The following is a 22,946-nucleotide window of genomic DNA, read 5'->3' on the forward strand; positions in this document are numbered from 1 at the left end:
ATTCGTATAGAATCGGAGCATATTAGAAAAATCCAAACAAAACCGTTATGAATTTAGAAATTTAAATTTGTTTTCGATTTCTTATCCGCCGAATATGGAAAATCCGATCAAAGCGATTGCGATCAAAGGCGGCAATCCTTGGATAATCGCTGCACGCGCCATGGAAGGTTTAGAGGCGAAGAGAACTAGACCGGCGCCGAAAACCGACAAACAGGAAAAAATCATAATCGCCGGAGCATAATTTGTATGAAGCTCGAAAAAGACGGCGCCGTAAAGTGCACCGATCGCTAAGAAGAGGTTGTAAAAACCTTGGTTTAAAAAAACTCCTTTCATCGCTTCCGCTAACTTTTTATCTGTCACTCCGAAACGTCTGTGAATTGTCGGCCGCATCCAAAGAACGCTCTCCATGAGAAAAATCCAGACGTGAAGCGCTCCTACGATACCGGCTAAAATCCTTGCGGCTAAAATCATTCTGATAACTCCTAAAATTTGTTTCGGTAGTTTAACAGCTGGGCTTTACTTTGTAAAGGCGTATCCGAGCCAGTTTTCGATGTGATTTTGGCTCTTCTCTTTTTTGCTAAATCGAAGTTTTATTGCGATTTTACCAAAATGCCCTATTTGTAGCAATTGGATCTGATTTAATTTCACGCAGGAATGTTCAAATCAAACCCGGTTCGTTTATCGGGAACGATTTTCATCATCCGACTGTGATCGTGTTTTGATATTTGATTGGAGTTGGGGAGTTTCCTTCCGAATTGAGCTGTTCAAATTCGTTCAGAATCCGGAGGGGATCAAAAAACATAATAGTTTTCTAAAATTCTAAAAATTAAATGGATCTCGAACGCCGAAACCTAAGACCACTTCGGCATAAGTTTTAGTGAGCGGCTCCGTAAGCCGAGTGTCAAAGGGAATATCTATATTTGCGGAAATGTAATATCCTTTGTTTCATAAATCTCTACTCGGAATAAACATTACACATAACGTATCTTAAATGAATTTTCCCATTCTTTCGGTTGCGTAAAGAGCCTCGCGCGATTTTAGACTCATACTAGAAAATAATGTTTCCGAATTCATTCCACTTAAGATATCTACGGGGTATGTAATTCGTTTATCTTTTTTTGTATGAATCGGATAAAAACGTTTTTGATCTCTATAGGAATAAGTCGTTAAAATAACCGTCTCAACGTCGTGAAAAACCTGTTCTAAATTTCGAAGTAGGGTGTTTGTTTTAGAAGCGATATTTTCGTTGATATCTTCCCAAGCGGAAAGCTCTCCCGAAATTTCTATGTTGAGATGAACAAGAATGGGACCTTTTTCGGATTGTTTCGCTCGATTTTTTTCTAGGACTTTTCGAGCTACGTTTAAGGCGTCCGTATCGTTTCCTCTTCCTGTCTTGACAAGAATCGCTTTATTTCTCTGTAATAGTTCGAAACCGTCTCCATAACAGATCAGCTCCTCCGCATGATCTAAAATCTTCCACTTTTCAGTCTCGTTTAGATTGGATAACTTTCGCTTGTGATAAAGAGAGTATGCAATATTCCAAATGGATTGATATAAAAGAGCGGGAATCAAAAGAGGGGGAAGATCTTTGACTGAAAAAAGTTTCTGAGCTAGTACATTGAATAAATCGGGTTGAATCAATTTTTGAGAAGCAAAATCGTCCGATACGACGATTCCGATTATTTCCCGAATGAGGTACGACTTCATACAAAGTGCGGTTTGAAAATCGTTGAAAAAAGCAAGTTCCGGTTCGGCAAATAATTCTTCTGGAGTTTTGAAACCCACGTATCTGGCTGTTGAGGTATCTTTGAGAGGAAATTTTAGGAACGCCTTATGAAAAATATCAGAACAACCTTGAAAGTCGAAATTACGAATGAATTCGGTCGTATCCAACGCGCTCCCATTTTCAAAGATCAATGTCTCCGCCATAGAATCTGTGTTGGTAATTCCTTCCATCACATAGAGTCTGTCTTTTCTAAAGATCTTACGGACCGCTTGAGTTTGTTCTTGGATCGCTTTTCTGGCCGCGTGATCGTCGTGATTATGAGCGGCGCAACCGAGTCCTGGTAGATCAGATCTATGCATATACGCGATAAATAAAGCGGGAGTGTTCGGTGTGTTGCAGGTTGCGTCATTGATCAAACGATCGATCCGGTTCCAGAACCAAAAGTTGTTTAGGTTCGTGGAAACGATATTGCCGTCCGTTCTACCGAAACGAATTGTAGTCACCGGATAACCTTTTAGTTTACTTCCGTGAACGCGACCGTCGATACATTTTGTGACGAGAACTTTTGGTGCCCGGATGCTGAATTCTCGAATGACGTGTTTCATTCTGTGAATGGTTTCCGATTGAAGAATATTCTCTTCCAAATATTGACTCAGGTACTGATGAACTTCTTGCACAATCAGCCTCTTTTTATTGAGTTATTCGAAAATAATGTTGTTTTTGATCAAAGGGAACAAAAACATTTTTCGAGTTACTTCGAAATTTAAAGTTCATCATCCTGTCGAGCGCCAATAGAAGCGAGACGCTTTAATGGATGGGAATTAGGAATCGCGCATAGGTGGGAAAAAGAGCAACGTTTTCTAGGCGATCTACAATTGACTAACTCTTAACATCTAAAAAAGTCTCTATATTCTAGGTTTTGAGATAAACTTTTATATTCTAATAGTATCAGTTAGAAAATAATTGTAAAATTCATTTTTTAGTAAAATCACAAATTTTAAAATAAACGTTTCTATTTTATTGTAATTGGTAATCTACTGATACATTTTGTCAACAGCGCTTTTAAAAACTTTAAGAATAAATATTGTAGTAAAAGATTTATCATCGAGAAATTAAAATTTGTCTCATAAAAATTCGATTTTTATAATTTAGGAAACTAGAAATCTTCTCTAAAAAACATCTAGCGAAAATGTAAATACTTTTTTGGAATTGATTGCGAAATTTTACTACTCTACTTAAAAAATCATTGTATATATAGTATTATAAATTGTTTTTGAAGTAGATTCTAATAAGATAAAAATCAATTATAGTCTTATTTCAGAAAGAATTTCTGTTTTTTTAACTAGATAGTTTATTGGGACAAAAAATGTAAGAATTCCTGCGGTTCATAAATAATAGACAAGATGTAAGTTCTACTGTTGAATTTGGATAAAATGGTTATTATAGGTAAAGACTTTAAATTTAAATCCTACCCTAAAACCCTGATATCTAAAAAGTTCTACGTTTTAAAGATTTGGGTAAGCTTTTAGTATAAAAATTTTTTATTCCATTTTGAGGCCCTTTTCTACGGCATTATAATGATCTGTCCCAAAAGAAACTAAAGTGGCATTGCTCTCTAAAGTCGCTTCCACAGGTTTTGGGACGCGCTGTAAGTTATTTCTAAGACTTGGAAACTTCTTTAAGAATGAATCAATCTGACGAGATGATCAATCCCTTCCTCAAATAACGCGGGACCAGGTTGGAGAATGATTGAAGAATCTAGTTCGTAAATTTTTTGATTTCGAATTGCGTTTACATTTTGCCAGTCCGGGTGTTTCTGCACCCATTCAAAATTCACCGGTTTTCCGCACCAAGAACCTATGTATACATCCGGGTTTGCTTTTGCCACATCCGATGCAGAGATAATTCTATCCTTCGCTAGGGATTTTTTTTTGAGATATTCAAAACAATCTTTTCCGCCCGCCAATTCGATCAATTCCGAAACCCAGGAAATTCCACTAATAATCGGTTCGTCCCATTCTTGAAAAAAAACGGAAATGCGACTCTGGGAAATGTATCTTTGCTGAATTTCGTCTAACTTTCTCTTCCAGCCTTCTATTAGTTTTTGTGTTTCGTTCCTTTTGCCTACTATGGACCCCAAAAGCAGCAGCGTATCAAAAATCTCGAAAATCGTTCTTTGGTTAGTTATGAGAACGTTAAGTCCTTTTGATATTAAATCTTTCGCTAAGTTGGCTTGAATGTCCGAAAAGCCGATGATAAGATCCGGCTTCAACTCCTGAATACGTTTAATATTTCCATTGATAAACGCAGAAACTTTGGGCTTTTGTTTTTTAGCTTTAAGAGGTCGAACCGTATACGCGGAGATTCCTACGATACGTTCTTCCTCTCCGAGTAAATAAAATAACTCGGTCGTTTCTTCGGTGAGACAGACGATTCTCTTCGGACCTAACCGAGCGACCATAGGAGCGAGGTTTGAGTTTTCCGTAGCGACCATAGGAGTAAATAACTCATGTAACGCTTCCTAAGGGTCGCGTTACAGGTTTGAGCCATAAAACCGTTCATCGAGTTCAAACAAAGTTTATTTGAATTTGGCATAATGATTCACTCACTTTTTACTTTTGTTTCGAAGGTTCTTGCAAGGAATCCGATCCTTAACTGTGGAATTTTCTTTTATCTTCGATCAACTTTTGAACCACCGACGGATCCGCGAGAGTCGAAGTATCACCGAGGCCTTCGAATTCTCCCGAAGCAATCTTTCTTAAAATTCTTCTCATAATTTTTCCGGAACGAGTTTTTGGAAGACTCGGCGCCCAATGAATCACGTCCGGTCTCGCAATTTTGCCGATTACCTTTTCAACAATTGCAACGAGTTCTTTTTTCAAGGTATCATTAGTCGCAATACCTTCCTTTACGGTTACATAAGCATATATCCCCTGTCCTTTGATGTCGTGAGGGAATCCGACTACAGCGGCCTCGGCAACGGATCTATTTTCAACGAGCGCACTTTCGACTTCTGCACTTCCGATTCTATGACCGGAAACGTTAATTACGTCATCTACACGCCCGGTAATCCAATAGTAACCGTCTTTATCTCTGCGCGCTCCATCTCCTGTAAAATAATATCCTTTGAATTGAGAGAAATATGTATCAAAAAATCGTTTCGAATCCCCGTAAACTCCACGCATCATCGACGGCCAAGGACTTTTGATACACAAATTTCCGGAAACTTCTCCTTTGTCGTTTATTTCTTTTCCGTCGTTGTCCACTAATACGGGCTGAACTCCGAAAAACGGTAAAGTAGCCGAACCCGGTTTTTGTGGGATGGCTCCGGGTAACGCAGTGATCATAATGGATCCGGTTTCGGTTTGCCACCAGGTATCCACGATTGGACATTTTTCTTTTCCGATAATTTTAAAATACCATTCCCAAGCTTCGGGGTTGATCGGTTCTCCGACGGAACCTAGAAGACGTAAAGAACTCAAATTTCTTTTTTGAACGTGAGTCAACCCTTCTCTCATCAAAGCACGAATCGCGGTTGGAGCCGTATAAAAGATATTCACTCCGTACTTATCGATAACGTCCCAAAATCTTCCTGCGTCCGGATACGAAGGCACTCCTTCAAACATCACAGAAGAGGCTCCGTTGGACAAGGGACCATAAACTAAGTAAGAATGACCCGTCACCCAACCTATGTCCGCAGTGCACCAATATGTGTCTTCCGGTTTTATATCAAATACATAATGAAATGTTAAATTAACTCCGAGAAGATAACCGCCCGTAGTATGTAAAACTCCTTTCGGTTTTCCCGTTGAACCGGAAGTATAAAGAATAAAAAGAGGATCTTCCGCATCCATGGACTCCGGTTTACAATAAGAGGGCAAATCGGGGTCGCCGATCAAAAAATGATACCAATAATCCCGGCCGTCTTTCCAAACTAGACCGGATTCGTTTCCTGTACGACGAACAACAATTACCGTTTTAACATCCTCTTTGGACTTTTCGAGAGCAATGTCGACGTTTCTTTTGAGTTCGATGGGTTTACCGCCTCGGAAACCTCCGTCGGCGGTGACGATCAACTTCGGTTTACAATCGTCGATTCTACTTTGAAGCGCTTCCGGAGAAAAACCTCCGAAAACAACGGAATGAATTGCGCCAATTCGAGTACATGCAAGAATCGTAATTGCTAATTCCGGGATCATAGGGAGATAAACAAGAACCCGATCTCCTTTTTTTACTCCATATTTTTTGAGAACGTTCGCAAAACGATTTACCTCTCTGTAAACGTCGTAATACGTAAGGACTTTGGATTCCGAAGGATTATCTCCTTCCCAGATCAAAGCGGCTTTGTTTTTCAAAGGAGTACTGATGTGACGATCTAGACAATTGTAAGAAACGTTGAGTTTTCCGCCTTTGAACCATTCCACTTTTGCATTTTTAAAATCGTGATTTAAAACCTTGGTCCATTTTTTAAACCAGGTCAGTCGATTCGCTTCTTTTGCCCAAAATCTGTTCGGGTTTTCGATGGATTCTTTATAAAGAGATTTATAATCCTTAAGGGTAATGTTTGAATTCTTTTTAAATTCCGCGGATGGTAAAACTACTCGTTCTTTTGCCATAACTTCCTCCGAATTCAGCAAAGAATGTTCTTTTTTTTCTCTCTGTCTACCAAATTGCAGAAAAGGAAATCCGAACCTTTCTCTTAGGAAAATCGCCCGAAGAAGGTTGGATTACTCAAGTAGATCCGGTGCGAATGAGATCCAAAAACTCGGAACGGGTTACCATATTTTCTTTAAAAGCCCCTAACAGGCAGGAGGTGAAAAGTTCCGAATTTTGTTTTTCGACTCCCCTCATCATCATACAAAGATGTTTCGCCTTAATGACCACTGCGACTCCTTGGGGATCGAGAACTTCTTGGACGGCGTAGGCGATTTGTTCCGTGAGACGTTCCTGAACTTGGAGTCTTCTGGCAAATACATCGACGATTCGAGGAATTTTGCTGATTCCGATGATCTTTTTATTAGGAAGATAAGCGACATGAGCTCTTCCGTAAAAAGGAAGAAGATGATGTTCACAGAGAGAATACACTTCGATGTCTCGAACGAGGATCATTCCTTCCGTAGGTTCTTCAAAGATCGCTCCATTGACAACTTTTGTAATGTCGACGTGGTAGCCGGATGTCAGAAAGTCGTAGGCTTTTTTCACTCGTTTCGGAGTGTTGAGAAGACCTTCTCTAGTCGGATCTTCTCCGATCGATTTTAGAATGTTTACGATATTTTCTTCCAAATTAAACTCTTCATTCGATTATCCCGATTGAATCGGGAGACTTTTTGTTAGATTCTTTTCGGAGAATTCCGGATCGCTTCTTTAAATCTAACTTCTCATTCCCATTCTCGAAAGTACCTACTGAATCTTCCATCTGATTTTCATTTTCTTGCAGATTTCCGACAGCGGGTAATTCTGTCTGATCATGAGAACCCAAAGGAAGAAAGAACGAAGGAACCAAACTTTAGCGATCGGATTAGATGCACGTATGATTGCTCATTCAGGGATTGGAATGAGAATCCGTGGTCTTTTGAAGTATCTCGGTCCGATTGCGATGAAAGAGAATTTTCGGATCTATCTTTTTGGAAATGCAACGACGATTTTGAACGAAGGAATTTTGTGTTATGAATTTTCCGGTTTTGGGAAAAACCGAAGTGAAATTGAAACTTCGAATAATTCTTTTAAAAAAAAATCTGAAAAAGAAAAGGATTTTTCTTATCCTGTAATTCGCTACCATTCTCCGATCTATTCTCTTTCCGAGTTTTTAGGTCATCCTTTGATGGGAAGAATGGACCTTTTGGATATTCCCCATTTCAATGCACCTTTGCGCTATCTCGGAAAATCGATCGTGACAATCCACGATATCATTCCTTTTCAAGTTCATTCGAGTTTTCTGAAACGAATTTATATGCGGATTGTATTTCGTTTGCTTCGACGATTTTCAAAAAAGATCGTATCCGTTTCCGAATATACGGCAAAAGATTTGAAGTCCATTTTCGGTTTCTCTAAAAAGGAAATGGAAGTGATCCACAACGGAATCGACCAATCTGTTTTTTATCCTGCGACGGCTGCGGAGAAAAAAAAATTTCTGAAAAAGTACAAACTCAAAGAAGGTTACTTATTGAGCGTAGGGATCGGAAAAAGCCATAAGAATTTAAACTTTGTTCTCAATGCTTTAAAACCTCTTTGGGATTCTAAGATTCTAAAAACAAAATGGGTATTAGGTGGCGTTTCGGGAAAGATTCCCGGCTATTTGCAAGCGGACATTAGAGGTTATGAAGATCGGATTTTTCCTATGGAAAGACTGTCCTTGAACGAACTTCGTTGCCTTTATTCTTGTGCGGGGCTTTTCATTTTTCCTTCAAAGTATGAGGGTTTCGGATTTCCTCCTTTAGAAGCCCAAGCCTGCGGCCTTCCGGTGATATCTTCGAATGCAACTGTTATGCCGGAAATTCTTAAAGATAGTGTGTACTATTTTTCTCCGAATAAACCGGAAGAGTTGCAAAGTCTTTTGAGAGATTTTTCAAAAGATCGGAACATCGTAAAAAACTTGATCATAAAAGGCAAAAAAAATTCCGCCGGATTTTCTTGGGAAAAGGCGGCTTTAGAAATATTAGAGGTTTATAAAAGTGTAACGCCCTGAAATCAGGTTTACAAAAATCAAACTGCTTGACGAACGAAATGAGGAGTAAAAAGTCCTAACGTTTAATTCCTAATTCGCGTTAGCTTAGGAGCCTCTATAAAATCAAAAACAACGGAAACGTAATAAAGAGTTCTTATGAGAAACCGCTGTTTTATGACATTCGAAAATCCTAAAATCTATTTTATAGAGGTTTTCATAAGAACCTTGCAGCTTGATCGTTCTGATAAAGTAAACTAGGTTTTGGGACGCGCTGTAAATTACTTTTACGGTAGCCCTTTGGAGAAAAATTCTTCTTTACGAACCTTCAATTTCAAGAATAGATCCTCTCTTTCGGAATCGGAATAGCGAGACCAGTTTCCGATTTCATCGATGGTTCTAAAACATCCCTGACAATAACCGGACTTAAAGTCCATTACACAGATTTTATTGCATGGTGAACGAATCAATTTGTTTACTTCATTCTAACTTTGGATTTGGAGGGAGCTTTTTTTCCTATCGATTTTTTCTTCTTTGTCTCAAGGGAAAGATGTGCGGGCTCGGTTTTTACGCGACTTTTGTCGGAATGATCCACGATTGTCTTCATTTCTTTAAAAAGAGACATTCCACTGATCCTTCCCGGTACGATTACGTGAGCGGCACCACTTTCGATAAGAACTTTTGCTTCTTGTACATCGTCGGTGGTAAGAATGATGGAAGGTTGTGTATGATGACAAATTCCTTTGATTGACTCCAAAAGTCTACGATTGGTTGTTCCTTTGAGAATCATATCAGAGATAGTACAAATTACATATCTTGCATCTTCAATTCCAAGATGATGCAAAGTTTCCAGATTTGCGAGATCTCCGTAAGCCCAACGAATCCCTTTCGCTTCTAGAAAGTGGCGAAAGACAGGATTAAAATCCACGATCAAAATTCGATTGAACCATTCCGGTTTTTCACGTTCTATTTCCTCTAAAAGACTTTGTGCAATTCTAAAATAACCGAGAATAACGATGTCTCTTTTCGATCGACCGTTAGTATCGGATTCGGTTCTTTTTTCTTCTTTTAGACCGATCATTCCCAATAGCTTTAAAACGAATCTTGAAATTGGATCATTGAAAAAAATGATATAAGTGGAAACTACCGATGCAAGAATCATCGAAGTCAAAACTGTGGATTCCAATTCTTTACTGATATGGCCGTAACCCATTCCCAATGAGAGGATTACAAGAGAAAACTCGCTGATTTGAGCCAAGTTCAAACCGGTCACGATTCCAGCCCTAAGTCCTCTACCGGAAAAATAAACCGGAGTTGCAACAGTGAGGACTCTACTAAAAATTACGAACACTACTGCTATTAAAGAAACGCTGATAATCTGAATCGAAGGAATCGGAATTTTCATTCCAAGCGCAACGAAAAAAAGAGTGATGAAAAAATCTCTAATCCCCGAAAGTTTTGCGATAACATCGGCTCCGTAAGGAAATGCGGCGATACTAATTCCCGCAATCAAAGCTCCCATCTCTTTGGATAGACCGGCCTTTTCCGCAAAACCGCAAAGTAAAAAACACCAAGCAATTGAAGTAATCAAGATAAGTTCTGGTTTGGAAGCCGCCGCTTGAAACAATCTGGATAAAAAGAATCTACTGATTAAAAATGAAACGCAGACTAATACCGAACCGACTCCAAGCGAACTCACGATCTTTAAAATCTGCGGATCCTGAAGACTCGGCTGGATACCCATGAAGATGATCGCCCAAATGTCCTGTAGAACCAATACTCCGATTGTAAGACGACCTGCAATCGTACTCACTTCGAATTTATCGTGCAGAAGTTTGACAACGATCATCGTGGAACTGATGGCCAATGCGATAGCGAAATATAAAAGATCGAACTTACCGCTGAAGTTAGCAAGAATTTCCCTGAAAAATAAAAGCCCGAACAGCACGCAGAACACGAATTGGACAATCCCAAGAATGAACATCGACTTTCCCATACGTGCTAGTTCTTTTAAATCAATTTCAAGACCGATGATGAACAAGAGAAGAATCAATCCGATCTCGGAAATTAACTCGATACTTTCCTCGTTAACCACAAGACTTAAACCTAAATTGGGTCCAAGTAAAAGCCCTCCCGCTACATAACCCAAAATTAAAGGTTGTTTCGTAATCCTGGCTATGTGAGCAAAAAACGTAGCAAAAATGATACTCAAAGCTATATCGTTTAAAAGGGAGAGAGAATGATGCTCCATTTACGGTTTGTCCTAAATTTTACCGCGCTTTAATTTTCACGACAAGCGTTCGGTAGTCTTCTATAAATCGTTCTGCATGCTAAGGTATGAAAGATTCTTAAAGTAAAAAACATTTTTTTTATCGATCTGATAAAAACCGGCGCATAAAAAACGGAAGGGATAATTCGAAATTTTAAAACGACATCGTTCATAAAGAAACACTTCTTAAAAAGATGAATTGTTTCCTTCAAACTCAAGGTAATCAGGAAGTCTTAAACGGAAAGTTATCCCGTTTCCAAAACGTGAATGTCCGGCAGGTTTCTGTATTTTCCGTCGAAATCCATACCATAACCCACAACGAACTCGTCTGAAATTCTCCAACCCACATACTTTACAGGGAATTCTAAGATACTCTTTCTTTTCTTTAAAAGAAGGGTTACGATTTCCAAACTTGCAGGATTACGGGCAAAGATATGTCGTATGAGATATTGAAGGGTAAAACCCGTATCTAAAATGTCTTCTACAAGAATCACGTGACGATTGGAAAGATCTGTATCGATATCTTTTAATAAATCGATATTTCCGGTTGAGGAAGTTCCGGAATAAGACCTTGCTTGAATGAAATCGATTTCTACCGAAAAAGGAATTGCTCTTGTTAAATCCGCGAAAAAATACATTCCACCTTTTAATACACAGATAAGAATCGGATTTAACTTTTTATAATCCTTTGTTATCTCGGAAGCTAGAAATTTTACTTTTTGAGAGATCTCTTCTCGATTAAAACAAGGGCGTAAAGTATTTGAATCGATCTCGTTCGTCCGGGTATCCAAAATCGAATTATTTTTCCGGGAACTTTGCCTAATTCTTTCCAAGATTCCGTTTCAATTCGTATACTGAGAAAACCTGACGTAGGAAATTTAAAAAACATCGATTCAGAAAATGATAGGTCTTCGTTACCTCGAATGAGCCGATTTGCAATTTCTTCGATTCCAGGATTATGGCCCAATAAAGCCACATCCTTGAATTTTAAATTTAATCCTCTGATCATTGTTAAAATATCTTCGCTATCCGATTCATATAATTTTTCTGTAATTTTCGTTTCAGAAGATAAAGCCCCACTTTTAGTTATAATTTTATAAGTATCCACAGTTCTTTTGGAATTTGAAACTAAAAAGAGATCAATTTTGAATTCTATCTTTTCTAAATATTTTCGAAGAGATTGAGCGTTTTTCTTCCCTTTTTTGGAAAGAACCCTTCCGTGATCGGACTTGAACCCAGTTTCCCAATCCGATTTAGAGTGCCTGAATAAATGGATTTGTTTCAATGGATTTTGTCTCTCGTTTTACTGTTCTGCGGTCAACTTTAAATTCATTGACAAGATATAAAAGAGAAGGTTAATAATGAGACTATGAAAGGTGTCTTCGCGTTAGCAAGAATTACTTTACTCATTTTAATACCGACATTGCTAGACGCACAATTGGTAGGTCCCCCGGACGAGGAAAAAGCAAAAAGAGACGTTCAAACTCATTGGCTTAAAAAAAACACTGGTGATAAAATTCAATCCATCGAAAGTAACGGAGAGCCCGTTCTTATCGAAAATTCCAAATCCAACGCAGATATTTTATACAAATTTCCGTTTTTAGTCACCGTAAAACACAAAGATGGTAGCATAACGCGTACCGAAGTCGGGGCAAACTATGTTTTTATTCGTACAAAAGGTTGGTTATTTTCGGAGTTAGGTTTCGGCAAGAATATAATTCTTTCCGATCCGGGTAGGGAATCTCCGGACAAAGAAACCGTTCTTAAATTGATCGAAGAAAGTTTACTCCAGGATCGATGGAAAGGAAAAACGATCGAAAATCTAAAAATTGGCGAGCCGACAGCTGGAAGTGATTTGGAAGTTCATTGGTATCGTTATTCGGGAGAATACGAAGTTTCAGATCTTAATATCCGTTATATTTGTTCGAACCTGATTGTAAAACTATTCAAAGAGGATTCATCCACAACAGACTGGAAGCTAGATTGGAAAGAAAAAGGAATCTGTAGACAAATCGCCGGAAATTTGAACGAAACTTCCCCTTGAACATATGACATTCTTAGTTTTTATTCCATGACTAAAATTTCTACTGAGATGTTTCGATTTGTTTGACTGCTTTCGTTCCTGTGATTTGGAAATTAAGAACCTGTCCCGAAGCGTAGAAGTTCCGAATTACTTTACGGATTTCTAATCGATGGATCCGGCATTCTCAAATTCCCATTTTTAATCCGATCCATGTTTTCTTTTTTTAATTTTTCCGAAAATCGAATCGAACTGATTTTTCCCATTCGCAATTCTTTCAAAGTGTTTTGTACGAAGGTTCCGATTCGATCGTGAGAAGAAAAGCGCTTTAGAAAGTTTTCTGCATGATTTCTATCCGAAAAGTAGAACGTTTTTCCATAAGAGAAAACGGCTGAGTTTCGAATGGAAGGATGTGTGCTCTCGTTGGAGATGGTGGATTCCAAATAATTCCTTGCGGAATTTCCTCCAAAATCCGCAATCAATTCGTTAAGTTGGGAAATTGCATATACTCTCAACTCCGGGTCTTTTGCTATAGCGACCAAATATTCCTGAGGATTAGGGTTGATTGCGTAAATTTCTCGCATCAAGGTTTCTTTTTCAATGTGACCCGTTTGTGTAACTACGGCTTTGATTTTTTGATATTGGCTCTGATCTAAAACTTGAGCTTGGATTCCAAAGGGAATCCCGAATAAAAATGCGACGATTATACTGTGGAAACTTATTTTTACTTTCATCATAGATTTATTTAATTCCATTTTTTTAATATACAAGAGGATGTGAGCGAAGCACCCAACCTTGTTCTCCCGTCAATTGAGTTTGATTTATCTTAGGATTTCCGGCCCAAAACATCAGATTAAGTCCCCCGCTATCATAAAACCCTTCGCCCAGACATTCTCCTAAACCTACAATGTTATTTCCGTTTTGGTCTTTACATTCCGGAGTTTCGGGAAGTGGGTCCAAAGAATAACGCCCTTTGACGACGTCTTTTTCTACTAAATGATAAAGACCTAAATAATGACCGGCCTCATGAGCGATTGTCTTAGCAAGAAAAACCTGATCCGACTCACAGATTAAATCTTGCCCTTGCACTCCGCATCCGGAAGACGTTCTATGATTTTCGATGAATACGACCATACCTGATTTTGGAGTTCCATTAACCGGAATTCCGGGTATACCGGATGAAATCCCTAAAATCCCAGCAGGCGCACTACTCGAAATCTGATAATCTCTTGTGACGTAAATATTCAAGGAATTTGAATCTTGTACATTAGATGGGTTATTCCTATAAAGAGATCCTAAAGAACCTACCACATCCCCATAATCGTCTGAAATATTTGCGACTGTCAGGTAAGGGGCTCCAGCAGCAGCGGGCACCAAGGAAGCTGTGACCGTTACGTCGATTTTAACCGTATCTTGCGCGTAAATATCCTTTAAAGTCTGTATCATCGTCGCCATCCCGGCTGTGGTTGGGGTTGCTACGGCATTTTGAATAAAAATCAAATTGATATTCAATTTTTTTCTAGACTGCCAGACCTTTTTCAAACCCGAAGAGGAACTTCCCAATAGTCCATTCTGGTCCGCACGAAATTTGTATTCTTCACAAGTTTGAACCGTGTTATTCGTGATTTTTCGTGTAGCGACTAACGGACCCGGCGCGGTCGGCACGATAAAATTCGCTCCTAAGAGATTATTGTTGAAATTATTATAATTCGAACTAGGTGCATAATATCCCGGAGTGGCGCCTATAGGAAAAGCTGTCGTAACGGATCTATAACCCAATGATTCGCTTTTTCCGCTATCTTGAATCAAGTCTCCCGAAGCGTTTGTCCAAAGCGGATAAATAAAACGATTTAAGTTGGAAGAAAACTGATGATTCTGTTCGGCATAAACGATTCCCATTGGATTATTTCTTCCAATTCCGGAGAACTTTACTGTTCCGACAAGATAAGCCGTTCCTCCATCTTGATACACTCCACTTTCGGTTAAAAGAACCTGGCTTAGACTGGAATTCGAAACGCTGAAATTCGGTGCGTTTCCGCTGGTTCGAGCGTTTTCTTCCGGTTCACAATAATAATTCACCTCGTTGAGCAAATACAATCCCAAAAGAAGTTCCAAATTTTTTGAGTTTTTATCTTTTCCCCGATTTATGGGACATCCCCATACAAAAAAACAAAGAATCAAAATCAGAATCAATGACCTTTTCAACATAGTTGTCAATTCCTAATATATATTTTATATTATCTTAATATTCTAAAATATCCTGTTTTTATTAAACACTTTTTGTTTTTAACCTGTGCGATCTAAATTCGCTTTTCTAAAAAAGATTACAAACTATTTCGGATCGTATTGAATTTCCTTTTCCTTTCCCACCAAATCAGACACGGTTTTTAGATCTTGTTCTTTTAAGAACCGATCCAAAAACTCCAAAATCTTCAGAGGTAAAAAAGGTCCTTGATAAATATAACCAGTGTAAATTTGAATTAAATCAGCCCCCGCAAGAATTTTTTCTAGGGCCGCTTTTTCGGAATCGATTCCACCGACTCCGATAATCGGAATTCTTCGTTTTAAAATTCGATAAGCGACTCGAACAAACTCAGTGGAACGATTTTTCAAAGGTACTCCGGAAAGTCCTCCTTCCTTTTCCACGTTCGGATATGCTTTCAAAGAAGATTTATCGATCGTAGTATTGGTTAGAACGACGCCGTCGATTTTTAAGCTCAAAGAGGATTCAAGTAAGGCTTCAAGATCTTTTGTCTCCATATCGGGAGCGAATTTTACGAATAGCGGAATTATAAAATTCTTTCCAAGTCCGTTTTTAATTCCTTGAATCAGAGACACGAAATTTTTCTGTTTTTGAAAATCCCTCAATCCCGGAGTATTCGGAGAGCTTATATTGATAACCGCATAGTCCGCATAAGGTGAAAGTTTTTTGAGAGTATAAATGTAATCTTCGACAGCTTTTTCTTCGGAAATGATTTTTGTTTTACCTGCGTTGATCCCGCGAATCTTTCTTTTTTTTTGGGGAGCAATGATTCTTTCCGCTGAATCGGCGCCTGGATTATTAAAACCCATACGATTGATTAAAGCTTGATCTTCAGGGTAACGAAACACTCTAGGTTTGAGATTTCCCGGTTGCGACTTTCCTGTGATCGTTCCTATTTCGATATGGCCGAAACCCATTCGAGAAAGAAAGGGATAAAGTTCTCCCGTTTTATCAAAGCCCGCGCCCATCCCTAAAGGATTTTCGAATTCGATTCCCGCAACTCTCGTTTTCAAACGATCGCTTCGATAAGATGTCATCGATTCCACCAAAGTTAAGATTCCAGGGAATTTTGCACTGATGCTAAGTAAGTTTTTTGCAAGTTCATGCGATGTCTCCGGGTCCAAAGAGAGGAAAAACGGTTTCAAAAAAGTGGAATATGCAGCGTGCTTCAAAGTAGAAGAAAACATCTCTAAAACTATTGAATCCGTGTCGATCAAGACCAGCGAAAAATTTTATTTCCTGCAAAAAGAAATACGATTCCATATATAAATAACGTAATCACGGCGGGAATCACCGAAATGAAACCCGCCCCTTCGATAAAAACCGCCCTTAAGGAATCCGCCATCAAAGTCAAAGGAAGATTTTTGATTATCGGAAGTACGATTTCGGGAAAATTTTGATAAGAGAAGAAGACTCCGGAAAGAGTCATCATAGGAAATGTAACCGCATTTATGAGCCCATTGCCGACTTGAGAATTTGATGCCCTTGATCCGACGAATATACCAATACAGGAAAATGCGAAATTTCCGGAAAGGAAAATCATAATTATGGTCCCGAAGGAGCCTTCCAACGCGTTTTCAAACGTAAACAAAGTAAATCCGAGCAAGATTATCGATTCGATCGTTGTTACGATCAATCTTGTAAAAAAAAGGAAAGGAAAAAAGACAATTTACTCATCGGGGTTGCGGACATTCTCCGTAAAAGTTTTTTCATTCTCATTTCGATCAGATTCCAACCGACTCCCCAGAGGCAGGAATTCATCACACCCATCGCAAGCATTCCGGGAACTAAATAGTCGATGTACCTCATCCCCTTCGAATCTAAACGATCCACCTGCAATTCAAAGTCCGTATAACTCGAACGAATTTTTGCTAAAATCAAAAGATAATCTCTCTGACCGTTCGGATTATCCGTGTCGAAGAAAAAACGAATTTTTCCACCTTGTGTCTTTTCGACGATTATGTTGAGTTTTCCTCTCTTAAGATCTCGAATCGCTTCGTTTTTAGAAAGAACCAAAAACTTCAAGGAAGGAAGTTTATCGGAATCGGGAGTGAAGGTTTTTTCTTTCGATTTTTCGTTTTTATTATGGGTGGAATCTAAGACTTTTTTAAGTTCTTCAAGCTGATAAGAGTTTTCTAATATTGCAATTTTGACTTCTTCCGATCCTCGATTTTTAAACGCGATTCCAAGGACTCCTGCCATCGCGATCGGAAATACGAAAGCCCAAAAAAGAATCGCAGGCTCCCTGTAAAATTCTTTAAGTTGTATATTTATCAGTTGGAATACCTGTTTCATTCTCCTAATCCTCTTCCAGTCATGCTAAGGAAAAGATCGTCTAAGGTTTTTTTATGGCATTCTAATGTACTTAGTTTTTTTCCGGAAATGGAAATCGTTCGTATCAATTTTGGAAGATAATCCGTAATCGCGGAAACGTGAATTTTTGCTTCGGACTTCGCAGGATCCCAAAAGAACTTATACATTCCCTCTGATGGAACTAAATTTTCGGGATTGGATCCATCCTCCATAGAAAATCGAATGATTTCGCCACTACCGGTTCTTCCGAGGAGATCTGTCAGAGTTCCTTGATCTAGGATTTTTCCATGGTCCATGATGATGATTTTTTCACAGAGAATTTCGGCTTCTTCCATATAATGTGTGGTGAGAATCATTGTGGTTTTATCCTGTCTAAGACGATTCAAAATTTTCCAAACGTCTCTTCTGGCTCCGGGATCCAATCCCGTCGTAGGTTCGTCCAAAAAAAGAATTTCAGGATAATTTAATATAGAAACTCCTAGGGCCAATCTCTGTCTTTGACCTCCGGAGAGGTTACTTACGTAAGTGTTTTGTTTTTCTTCCAGATTGATCAACTCGAGAATTTCGCTCAACCTCTGTTTTTTACTTTTATAAAAAGTCCCGAAAAGGTTCAAAGTTTCTCGAACTGTGATCCGATCCATAAATCGGGTTTCTTGAAGAGCTAACCCGACTTTAGATCTAAGAAAAGTTTCGTTTTCCTTCCAAGTAGTTCCAAGAATCGAAATAAATCCCACGTCTGGTTTTTGAATTCCTTCCAACATTTCGATCAAAGTGGTTTTACCGGCTCCGTTCGGTCCGAGTAAAGCGACAAATTCCCCCTTTTGAATTTGGAGGCTAAGATTGTTCACGGCAATTGTATCCTTAAAACGTTTTACGACGTTTCGAACATCTATCAAACTATCTTTCGATTTTGTATTTCCGTTCAAGTAAGGTCCTTTTTATATTTTAGTTTACCGACATTGTAACGTTCGGAATTCGTTTTCCGAGTTCTGAACGATACATTTTCTAGTAATTTAGAGCGTTGGAATTCGAAGTAAGGATTTATTCGAAATCTCAAAGGAATCATGATTGCTAAATCGTCTATAACAAAAGGTAGTTCCAAGACGGAATTAACTTTTACCGTAATAACGTAAGATTTGTCGAAGTGAAGATAGATAAGAAGATCCGAAGAGGTTAATATGAACCAAAACGGGATATATCTGCCAAAATGGAATTCTATCTTTGAAATACTCCGGGTTTTCAATTCCGCAAAAAGCAAGAATTTGTTGCATCTCTTCTAAATTTAAAGAACTACCGAATAAATTTAACATAGAGAGATCTTGTTCGGGATGTGAAAATGAAATGGAAGGGTCGATCAAATAAGAATGTCCATTTTTTCCAGTGAGAATGTTCCCAGACCAAAGATCTCCGTGTATTAATCTTGGACTACTTCGATTGAGAGACCATTCTTCCGTAAATTTTTGAAAGACGTATTTTACGTTTTCTACGTCCTTGCCCGCAATCAGTTTGCGTGAAAAAGCTAAATCCAATTGGATTGATAAGCGACTTTCCCAGAAGAATTTCTCAAAAGTAGAATACCATTGATTCTTTTGGGAAAGAGTTCCGATAAAATTATTTCGTTTCCATCCCCAAGAATTCGAATCCTTACGATAAAGCAATTTTAGATTTCGAATTAAATCTTCTCGAACTGTCGAGGCCGATCCGGATTCAATGTAATCCATTACTAAAAGCCAGGAATTTTCGGTTTGTACAATTCCATAACATTCGGGAACGCGGACTCCGATTCTAAACAGTTCTTCTAAAGATTCTTTTTCAGTTTCAGCCATCTCCTTATTTGTGATGACTTTTACTCCAAAGGAATGATGGGGAACAGTAGCGAGATAAATTTCGTTAAGACTGGAAGAATGAAAGGTTACTTTAGGTTTGTGCCCGGGATTTAAAATCCCAAGTCTGTGCAAACCGTCGCAGATTGCTTCTTCTAAACTCGTTTTAATAACCAAAAATTCACTTCCTCCTGAATGATTCCGGTTCTTTTCATGTAAGTAAAAAATCGGTCTGAAAGGTTCCCGGATTGATTGAAATTTATAAATTGATTTTATAATTCATAAGACGTGAGCATCTTAAAATTTTTTATCGTATTGTCATTGATCGTTGGAAATCCGCTCTGGGGAACTGATCGATTTTTATATTGGAATTACGCATCCATTGAGAGGTATTCAACATCGGATTGGGTAGGTATTTTTTCAAAATCACACACGATCTGTTATACAGGGTCCATCATTTTATCAAATGGTGATTTTAAGCCTTCACCGCTCCCGAAGAATTTCGTCGATCTCAGTAGAAATTATCAAATCAGACTGATTCCGTTGATCAGTGCCATCTCTAAGAATAATTCTAGTTTTCTGAAATCAAACATAACAATCAAAATTGGGATTCAAAACTTAATTCATTTTTTGGAACAAAACCCGGAAATTGCCGGTTTGCATTTGGACATAGAATTTCTCTCAAAATCTGAGATTCCGAGTTATAGGAAGTTCATACAAATGCTAAAACAAAAACTGCCCAAAGAAAAAGTTCTTACAATCGCAATTTTCCCACAATTAGAATTCCCGAATCGAAATTTGGTTATCCATTCCGATTTGTTTCAAGAAAAATCCATCGATGAATTTGTTTTGATGAGTTATGATTTTCATTCTCCTAAAACGAATCCTGGGCCCGTCACTTCTATTTCACTGACAAAGAAAAATTTGGAATTTTTATTAAAACGAATTCCAAGTTCTAAACTCTGGCTTGGGCTTCCTCTCTACGGATATTTTTGGAGTCAAAGTGGTAAAGTAAAAATCCTTACACAAAATGACTATCGAAAGTTTAAGGAAAATTCGGAAATTATCCCAAACGAAGACGGTTTTACCGTTCTTAAAAACGAAAATGGAATCGGCTATATTTCCGATTTAAATACATTAGAAAAATATAAAAAACTGACTCAATCGTATAGACTTAAAGGAAATGCTTTTTGGAGAATCGGCTTTTAACAAAGCTTGGAAAAAATTCCTTATTGATAAGTTCTATAAAAACTTAAAGATAAACATATTAAAATGACTACTCGACGCATAAAAATGATACCAAAATTAACAGGTAATTTTTGCAAAGATATGCAAGTCTCTCGCAAGATTACGCTGAATCTAGAATTGCTGGCTTTTTGAGGAGATCTAACATTCTAACTTTTGAAACAAACTTAGAACTTGTCCAAAAACCTCAGATGTAGGAATTCCTACAAGAGTGTCCCAACGATAAAATCCGTTAGAAAATCCATAAATCACCAATCTGCGTGAATTTCACGCTCTATTACGAACTTATGAAACGATTGTGCCGATTTCTTTTAAGGTTTGGGACAGTTCTTATTATAGTATTTTGTTCATACGTCTGAGTAGTAAGAGTTTATCTCAAGTTTTCAGAATGTAGGAACTTTTTAATGTTAGTGGATAGGCGTTCGGACTTACATACTCCTGATTTCATTCATCAAGCAGTCTGATTTCTGTAAACCTAATTTTAGGACTGTCTTCTGTAGGAACAGCGTTGCTGCGACATTGTCATCAGTTTTCTGAATGTGGGAACTCATACAAGGAAATTTAAGAACGACAAAGACAAAGTTAAAAAACAAATTGGGAAATTCCAAAATATCCTAAAAGTAGCAAGGATCGGATTTTAAAAATTTGATTTTCGGATAACATTCTAAATATGGGACATTATAAAAAAATCGCAGAAGCAATACAGTTCATACAAAAACACGCCGTTTCTCAGCCTGAATTAGATGAAATTGCAAAGTCAGTGGGCTTGAGTCCGTTTCATTTTCAAAGACTTTTTACCGAATGGGCCGGTGTCAGTCCGAAACAATTTCTGCAATACCTTACGTTGCAGAATGCAAAATCCATACTTTCTAAACCCCAAACGACTCTGTTCGATGCCGCATTTGAAGTTGGTTTGTCCGGAACGAGTCGATTGCACGATTTATTCGTGAAAATCGAAGGAATGACTCCCGGAGAATTTAAAAACGGCGGAGAAAAACTCAAGATCCGATACAGTTTTCAGAAAAATGTTTTTGGTGATTACGTAATCGCCTCTACGGAAAAAGGGATTTGTAATTTATACTTTTATGATGTTTCTAAAGAACAGGTGGTTTCCGAATTGAAAGAACAATGGAGTAAAGCGAATCTAATTCAGAAAACGGATGAGAATCAAAATCGAGTCATTCGTTTTTTTGATAAAACATTCGACGGAAAAGAAAAAATCAAACTTCATCTTAAAGGAACGGATTTTCAAATCAAGGTTTGGGAAGCCCTTCTTAAAATTCCGGAGGGCCAATTATCTTCTTACATGGATATTGCGAATTCCATTGGCCAGGAAAATGCTTCGAGAGCTGTTGGGACTGCGATCGGAAAAAATCCAATCGGATATCTTATTCCTTGTCATCGTGTGATCAAAAGTACAGGTAGCATTGGAGAATATCGCTGGGGCCCCGAGAGAAAAATGGCCATGATAGGTTGGGAAATGAGCAGAGCAGATCATTTAGTTTCGAGCATATCCTAAAATGGTGCAAAACTTGATTATGAGCATTGATTCCTTTACTTTTCTGAAAGTTTTTTCTTCCAATTATTTTCTGGCTGAAATAACCTAAAATTCTAACAAATATTAAGAATGAATGTGAACCCGTCGAGCGCCAATAGAAGCGAGACGTTGAGTTTCCAGCTTGATCTTTCTGATAAAGCAGAAACTAAAGTGCCGCTTTCTAAGGATCGCTTCCGCAGGCTTTGGGACGCGCTGTAAGGATTTCATCGTTCTAAGTGGTAATTTGTCCTTTTATAATATGGTCATCGGATTTCCAAAAAGGTTCCTACTTTTCATTTACTTAAATTAAATTTTATAAAGGTTTGGCATATGTCCAAACAATCTATAGAATCCATTCGCAAGAAAGGAGAAACGCTTACTTATTACGCCAGGATGGGAATCATGATTATGATGTTGCTTTCCTTGGCATCGAGTTTTAAAGCTCTTCAGACTCAGATAAGAGTGATTCATACTTGCGGCGCGCTAATTATGTTTATTTACTCGATTTTGGGTTTTATACTATATAAAAAGTACGAGATTAAACATTGGGTTCATAATTTATTCGTAATATTAGATTCTCTTACACTAAGTGTGACGATTTTCTTGGATAGTATGGTTTCTGCGGAAATCATCGCACCCGTTCTCAAAAATGCGATTCTCTATTCCGTTTATTATTTTATTATCGCTTATTCCGGTTTGTTAGGAAGGCCCAAGTTTGTGCTGATTACAGGTTTGATTTCTTCTATAGGATATGCGATTGCGTTGACGAACGCCGTATTTCATGGTCTCCAATTTTCTGAAGACAACGTGATTAATATGAAACCAGGCTATATTAAACTCAGTGCGGAAATCACGAAGGTTGTTTTTATGATGGGAGTGAGTTTTATTCTTTATCGTTTGATGAAATTGTTTGACGACTTATATCAGGAAGCAACTTCCTATTTCCAGGAAAATAAACAATTCTTAAATAAGTTGGAGGACAATAGAAAGATAATTCATTCTTCTGCGGAGACATTGGAGATTTCGGTGACGGATTTTTCGGAATTTACGAGTTTAACCAGTGCAAAAATGGAATCTCAAGCAGCTTCT

General features: G+C 38.1%; 18 protein-coding genes and 3 pseudogenes. 5 read left to right on the top strand and 16 right to left on the bottom strand.

Annotation, left to right across the window (positions count from 1 at the left end; all coding sequences use genetic code 11):
* Window positions 1–81: 81 nt before the first annotated feature.
* From CLV95_RS16365 to CLV95_RS19940, 6 genes are all read right to left on the bottom strand, one after another.
* A complete protein-coding gene (locus tag CLV95_RS16365) occupies window positions 82–471 on the bottom strand; it encodes a DUF1304 domain-containing protein (RefSeq protein WP_002734885.1) in 390 nt (129 codons plus the stop codon).
* A gap of 516 nt (window positions 472–987) precedes the next feature.
* Window positions 988–2,403 carry a hypothetical protein gene (locus CLV95_RS16370; protein ID WP_002735026.1) on the bottom strand — a complete coding sequence of 472 codons (1,416 nt, stop codon included), beginning with the start codon at window positions 2,401–2,403 and terminating at the stop codon, window positions 988–990.
* A gap of 1,001 nt (window positions 2,404–3,404) precedes the next feature.
* Window positions 3,405–4,220, bottom strand: coding sequence for a cobalamin-binding protein (locus tag CLV95_RS16375; RefSeq protein WP_002725564.1), 816 nt, complete (start codon window positions 4,218–4,220; stop codon window positions 3,405–3,407).
* A gap of 157 nt (window positions 4,221–4,377) precedes the next feature.
* Window positions 4,378–6,342 carry an acetate--CoA ligase gene (gene acs / locus CLV95_RS16380; RefSeq protein WP_026054803.1) on the bottom strand — a complete coding sequence of 655 codons (1,965 nt, stop codon included), beginning with the start codon at window positions 6,340–6,342 and terminating at the stop codon, window positions 4,378–4,380.
* A 115-nt stretch (window positions 6,343–6,457) separates the two neighbouring features.
* Window positions 6,458–7,009 carry a GTP cyclohydrolase I FolE gene (gene folE, locus CLV95_RS16385; RefSeq protein ID WP_002725546.1) on the bottom strand — a complete coding sequence of 184 codons (552 nt, stop codon included), beginning with the start codon at window positions 7,007–7,009 and terminating at the stop codon, window positions 6,458–6,460.
* Between the two features lie 10 nt (window positions 7,010–7,019).
* Complete coding sequence (locus tag CLV95_RS19940) at window positions 7,020–7,229, bottom strand: hypothetical protein (protein ID WP_002725535.1); 210 nt, start codon at window positions 7,227–7,229, stop codon at window positions 7,020–7,022.
* Between CLV95_RS19940 and CLV95_RS16395 the strand changes: the two genes are divergently transcribed.
* Window positions 7,194–8,411 (top strand): glycosyltransferase family 4 protein, encoded by a 1,218-nt coding sequence (locus CLV95_RS16395; RefSeq protein ID WP_016762513.1) that lies wholly within the window; start codon window positions 7,194–7,196, stop codon window positions 8,409–8,411. The two genes, CLV95_RS19940 and CLV95_RS16395, sit on opposite strands and share 36 nt — an antisense overlap.
* A 263-nt stretch (window positions 8,412–8,674) precedes the next feature.
* Here the strand turns inward: CLV95_RS16395 and CLV95_RS16400 are convergent, their stop codons facing one another.
* From CLV95_RS16400 to CLV95_RS16415, 4 genes and pseudogenes are all read right to left on the bottom strand, one after another.
* Window positions 8,675–8,857, bottom strand: coding sequence for a DUF1289 domain-containing protein (locus CLV95_RS16400; protein WP_011669220.1), 183 nt, complete (start codon window positions 8,855–8,857; stop codon window positions 8,675–8,677).
* Between the two features lie 5 nt (window positions 8,858–8,862).
* Complete coding sequence (locus tag CLV95_RS16405) at window positions 8,863–10,638, bottom strand: cation:proton antiporter (protein ID WP_002735055.1); 1,776 nt, start codon at window positions 10,636–10,638, stop codon at window positions 8,863–8,865.
* Between the two features lie 263 nt (window positions 10,639–10,901).
* Window positions 10,902–11,447: a hypoxanthine phosphoribosyltransferase gene (gene hpt, locus CLV95_RS16410; RefSeq protein WP_107695024.1), complete on the bottom strand. Its 546-nt coding sequence runs from the start codon at window positions 11,445–11,447 to the stop codon at window positions 10,902–10,904.
* Window positions 11,438–11,941: pseudogene (locus CLV95_RS16415) on the bottom strand (SixA phosphatase family protein); the annotation flags it as partial. The pseudogene CLV95_RS16415 and the gene hpt, both read right to left, overlap by 10 nt.
* 84 nt (window positions 11,942–12,025) lie before the next feature.
* Here CLV95_RS16415 and CLV95_RS16420 point away from each other — a divergent pair.
* Complete coding sequence (locus CLV95_RS16420; RefSeq protein WP_016757675.1) at window positions 12,026–12,700, top strand: hypothetical protein; 675 nt, start codon at window positions 12,026–12,028, stop codon at window positions 12,698–12,700.
* 131 nt (window positions 12,701–12,831) lie between these two features.
* On the opposite strand, the gene CLV95_RS16425 is transcribed toward CLV95_RS16420, so the two are convergent.
* The 6 genes and pseudogenes from CLV95_RS16425 to CLV95_RS16450 all read right to left on the bottom strand — a co-directional run bounded on the left by CLV95_RS16425 (window position 12,832) and on the right by CLV95_RS16450 (window position 19,252).
* Window positions 12,832–13,413: a hypothetical protein gene (locus CLV95_RS16425; RefSeq protein WP_002735093.1), complete on the bottom strand. Its 582-nt coding sequence runs from the start codon at window positions 13,411–13,413 to the stop codon at window positions 12,832–12,834.
* A 22-nt stretch (window positions 13,414–13,435) separates the two neighbouring features.
* On the bottom strand, window positions 13,436–14,884 hold the full coding sequence (locus CLV95_RS16430) for a M43 family metalopeptidase leptolysin (RefSeq protein WP_002725542.1): 1,449 nt from the start codon (window positions 14,882–14,884) through the stop codon (window positions 13,436–13,438).
* Window positions 14,885–15,007: 123 nt separating this feature from the next.
* Window positions 15,008–16,126: a quinone-dependent dihydroorotate dehydrogenase gene (locus CLV95_RS16435; RefSeq protein WP_002734976.1), complete on the bottom strand. Its 1,119-nt coding sequence runs from the start codon at window positions 16,124–16,126 to the stop codon at window positions 15,008–15,010.
* 26 nt (window positions 16,127–16,152) lie between these two features.
* Window positions 16,153–17,234: pseudogene (locus tag CLV95_RS16440) on the bottom strand (ABC transporter permease).
* Window positions 17,231–18,178, bottom strand: a complete 948-nt coding sequence (locus CLV95_RS16445; protein ID WP_002730493.1) for an ABC transporter ATP-binding protein — start codon at window positions 18,176–18,178, stop codon at window positions 17,231–17,233. Before CLV95_RS16445 ends, CLV95_RS16440 begins: the two are co-directional and overlap by 4 nt.
* Window positions 18,179–18,361: 183 nt before the next feature.
* The gene (locus tag CLV95_RS16450; RefSeq protein WP_002735054.1) at window positions 18,362–19,252 is read right to left on the bottom strand and encodes a fructosamine kinase family protein; all 891 of its coding nucleotides are present in this window, start codon (window positions 19,250–19,252) and stop codon (window positions 18,362–18,364) included.
* Between the two features lie 111 nt (window positions 19,253–19,363).
* Between CLV95_RS16450 and CLV95_RS16455 the strand changes: the two genes are divergently transcribed.
* The 3 genes and pseudogenes from CLV95_RS16455 to CLV95_RS16465 form a co-directional block, all read left to right on the top strand.
* Window positions 19,364–20,284 (top strand): glycosyl hydrolase family 18 protein, encoded by a 921-nt coding sequence (locus CLV95_RS16455; protein ID WP_002725553.1) that lies wholly within the window; start codon window positions 19,364–19,366, stop codon window positions 20,282–20,284.
* A gap of 706 nt (window positions 20,285–20,990) precedes the next feature.
* Window positions 20,991–21,839: a bifunctional helix-turn-helix domain-containing protein/methylated-DNA--[protein]-cysteine S-methyltransferase gene (locus CLV95_RS16460; protein ID WP_002725539.1), complete on the top strand. Its 849-nt coding sequence runs from the start codon at window positions 20,991–20,993 to the stop codon at window positions 21,837–21,839.
* A 348-nt stretch (window positions 21,840–22,187) separates the two neighbouring features.
* Window positions 22,188–22,946 (top strand): annotated as a pseudogene (locus tag CLV95_RS16465) (methyl-accepting chemotaxis protein); the annotation flags it as partial.

The sequence above is a fragment of the Leptospira borgpetersenii serovar Javanica genome, from assembly GCF_003046425.1.
Lineage (GTDB): Bacteria > Spirochaetota > Leptospiria > Leptospirales > Leptospiraceae > Leptospira > Leptospira borgpetersenii.

Excerpts from the sequence above, each read along its gene's own strand:
- CLV95_RS16365 (WP_002734885.1), bottom strand. The coding sequence starts at position 471 with ATGATTTTAGCCGCAAGGATTTTAGCCGGTATCGTAGGAGCGCTTCAC.
- CLV95_RS16375 (WP_002725564.1), bottom strand. The coding sequence starts at position 4,220 with ATGGTCGCTACGGAAAACTCAAACCTCGCTCCTATGGTCGCTCGGTTA.
- acs (WP_026054803.1), bottom strand. The coding sequence starts at position 6,342 with ATGGCAAAAGAACGAGTAGTTTTACCATCCGCGGAATTTAAAAAGAAT.
- CLV95_RS16395 (WP_016762513.1), top strand. The coding sequence starts at position 7,194 with ATGAGAACCCAAAGGAAGAAAGAACGAAGGAACCAAACTTTAGCGATC.
- CLV95_RS16405 (WP_002735055.1), bottom strand. The coding sequence starts at position 10,638 with ATGGAGCATCATTCTCTCTCCCTTTTAAACGATATAGCTTTGAGTATC.
- CLV95_RS16420 (WP_016757675.1), top strand. The coding sequence starts at position 12,026 with ATGAAAGGTGTCTTCGCGTTAGCAAGAATTACTTTACTCATTTTAATA.
- CLV95_RS16425 (WP_002735093.1), bottom strand. The coding sequence starts at position 13,413 with ATGATGAAAGTAAAAATAAGTTTCCACAGTATAATCGTCGCATTTTTA.
- CLV95_RS16430 (WP_002725542.1), bottom strand. The coding sequence starts at position 14,884 with ATGTTGAAAAGGTCATTGATTCTGATTTTGATTCTTTGTTTTTTTGTA.
- CLV95_RS16435 (WP_002734976.1), bottom strand. The coding sequence starts at position 16,126 with ATGTTTTCTTCTACTTTGAAGCACGCTGCATATTCCACTTTTTTGAAA.
- CLV95_RS16460 (WP_002725539.1), top strand. The coding sequence starts at position 20,991 with ATGGGACATTATAAAAAAATCGCAGAAGCAATACAGTTCATACAAAAA.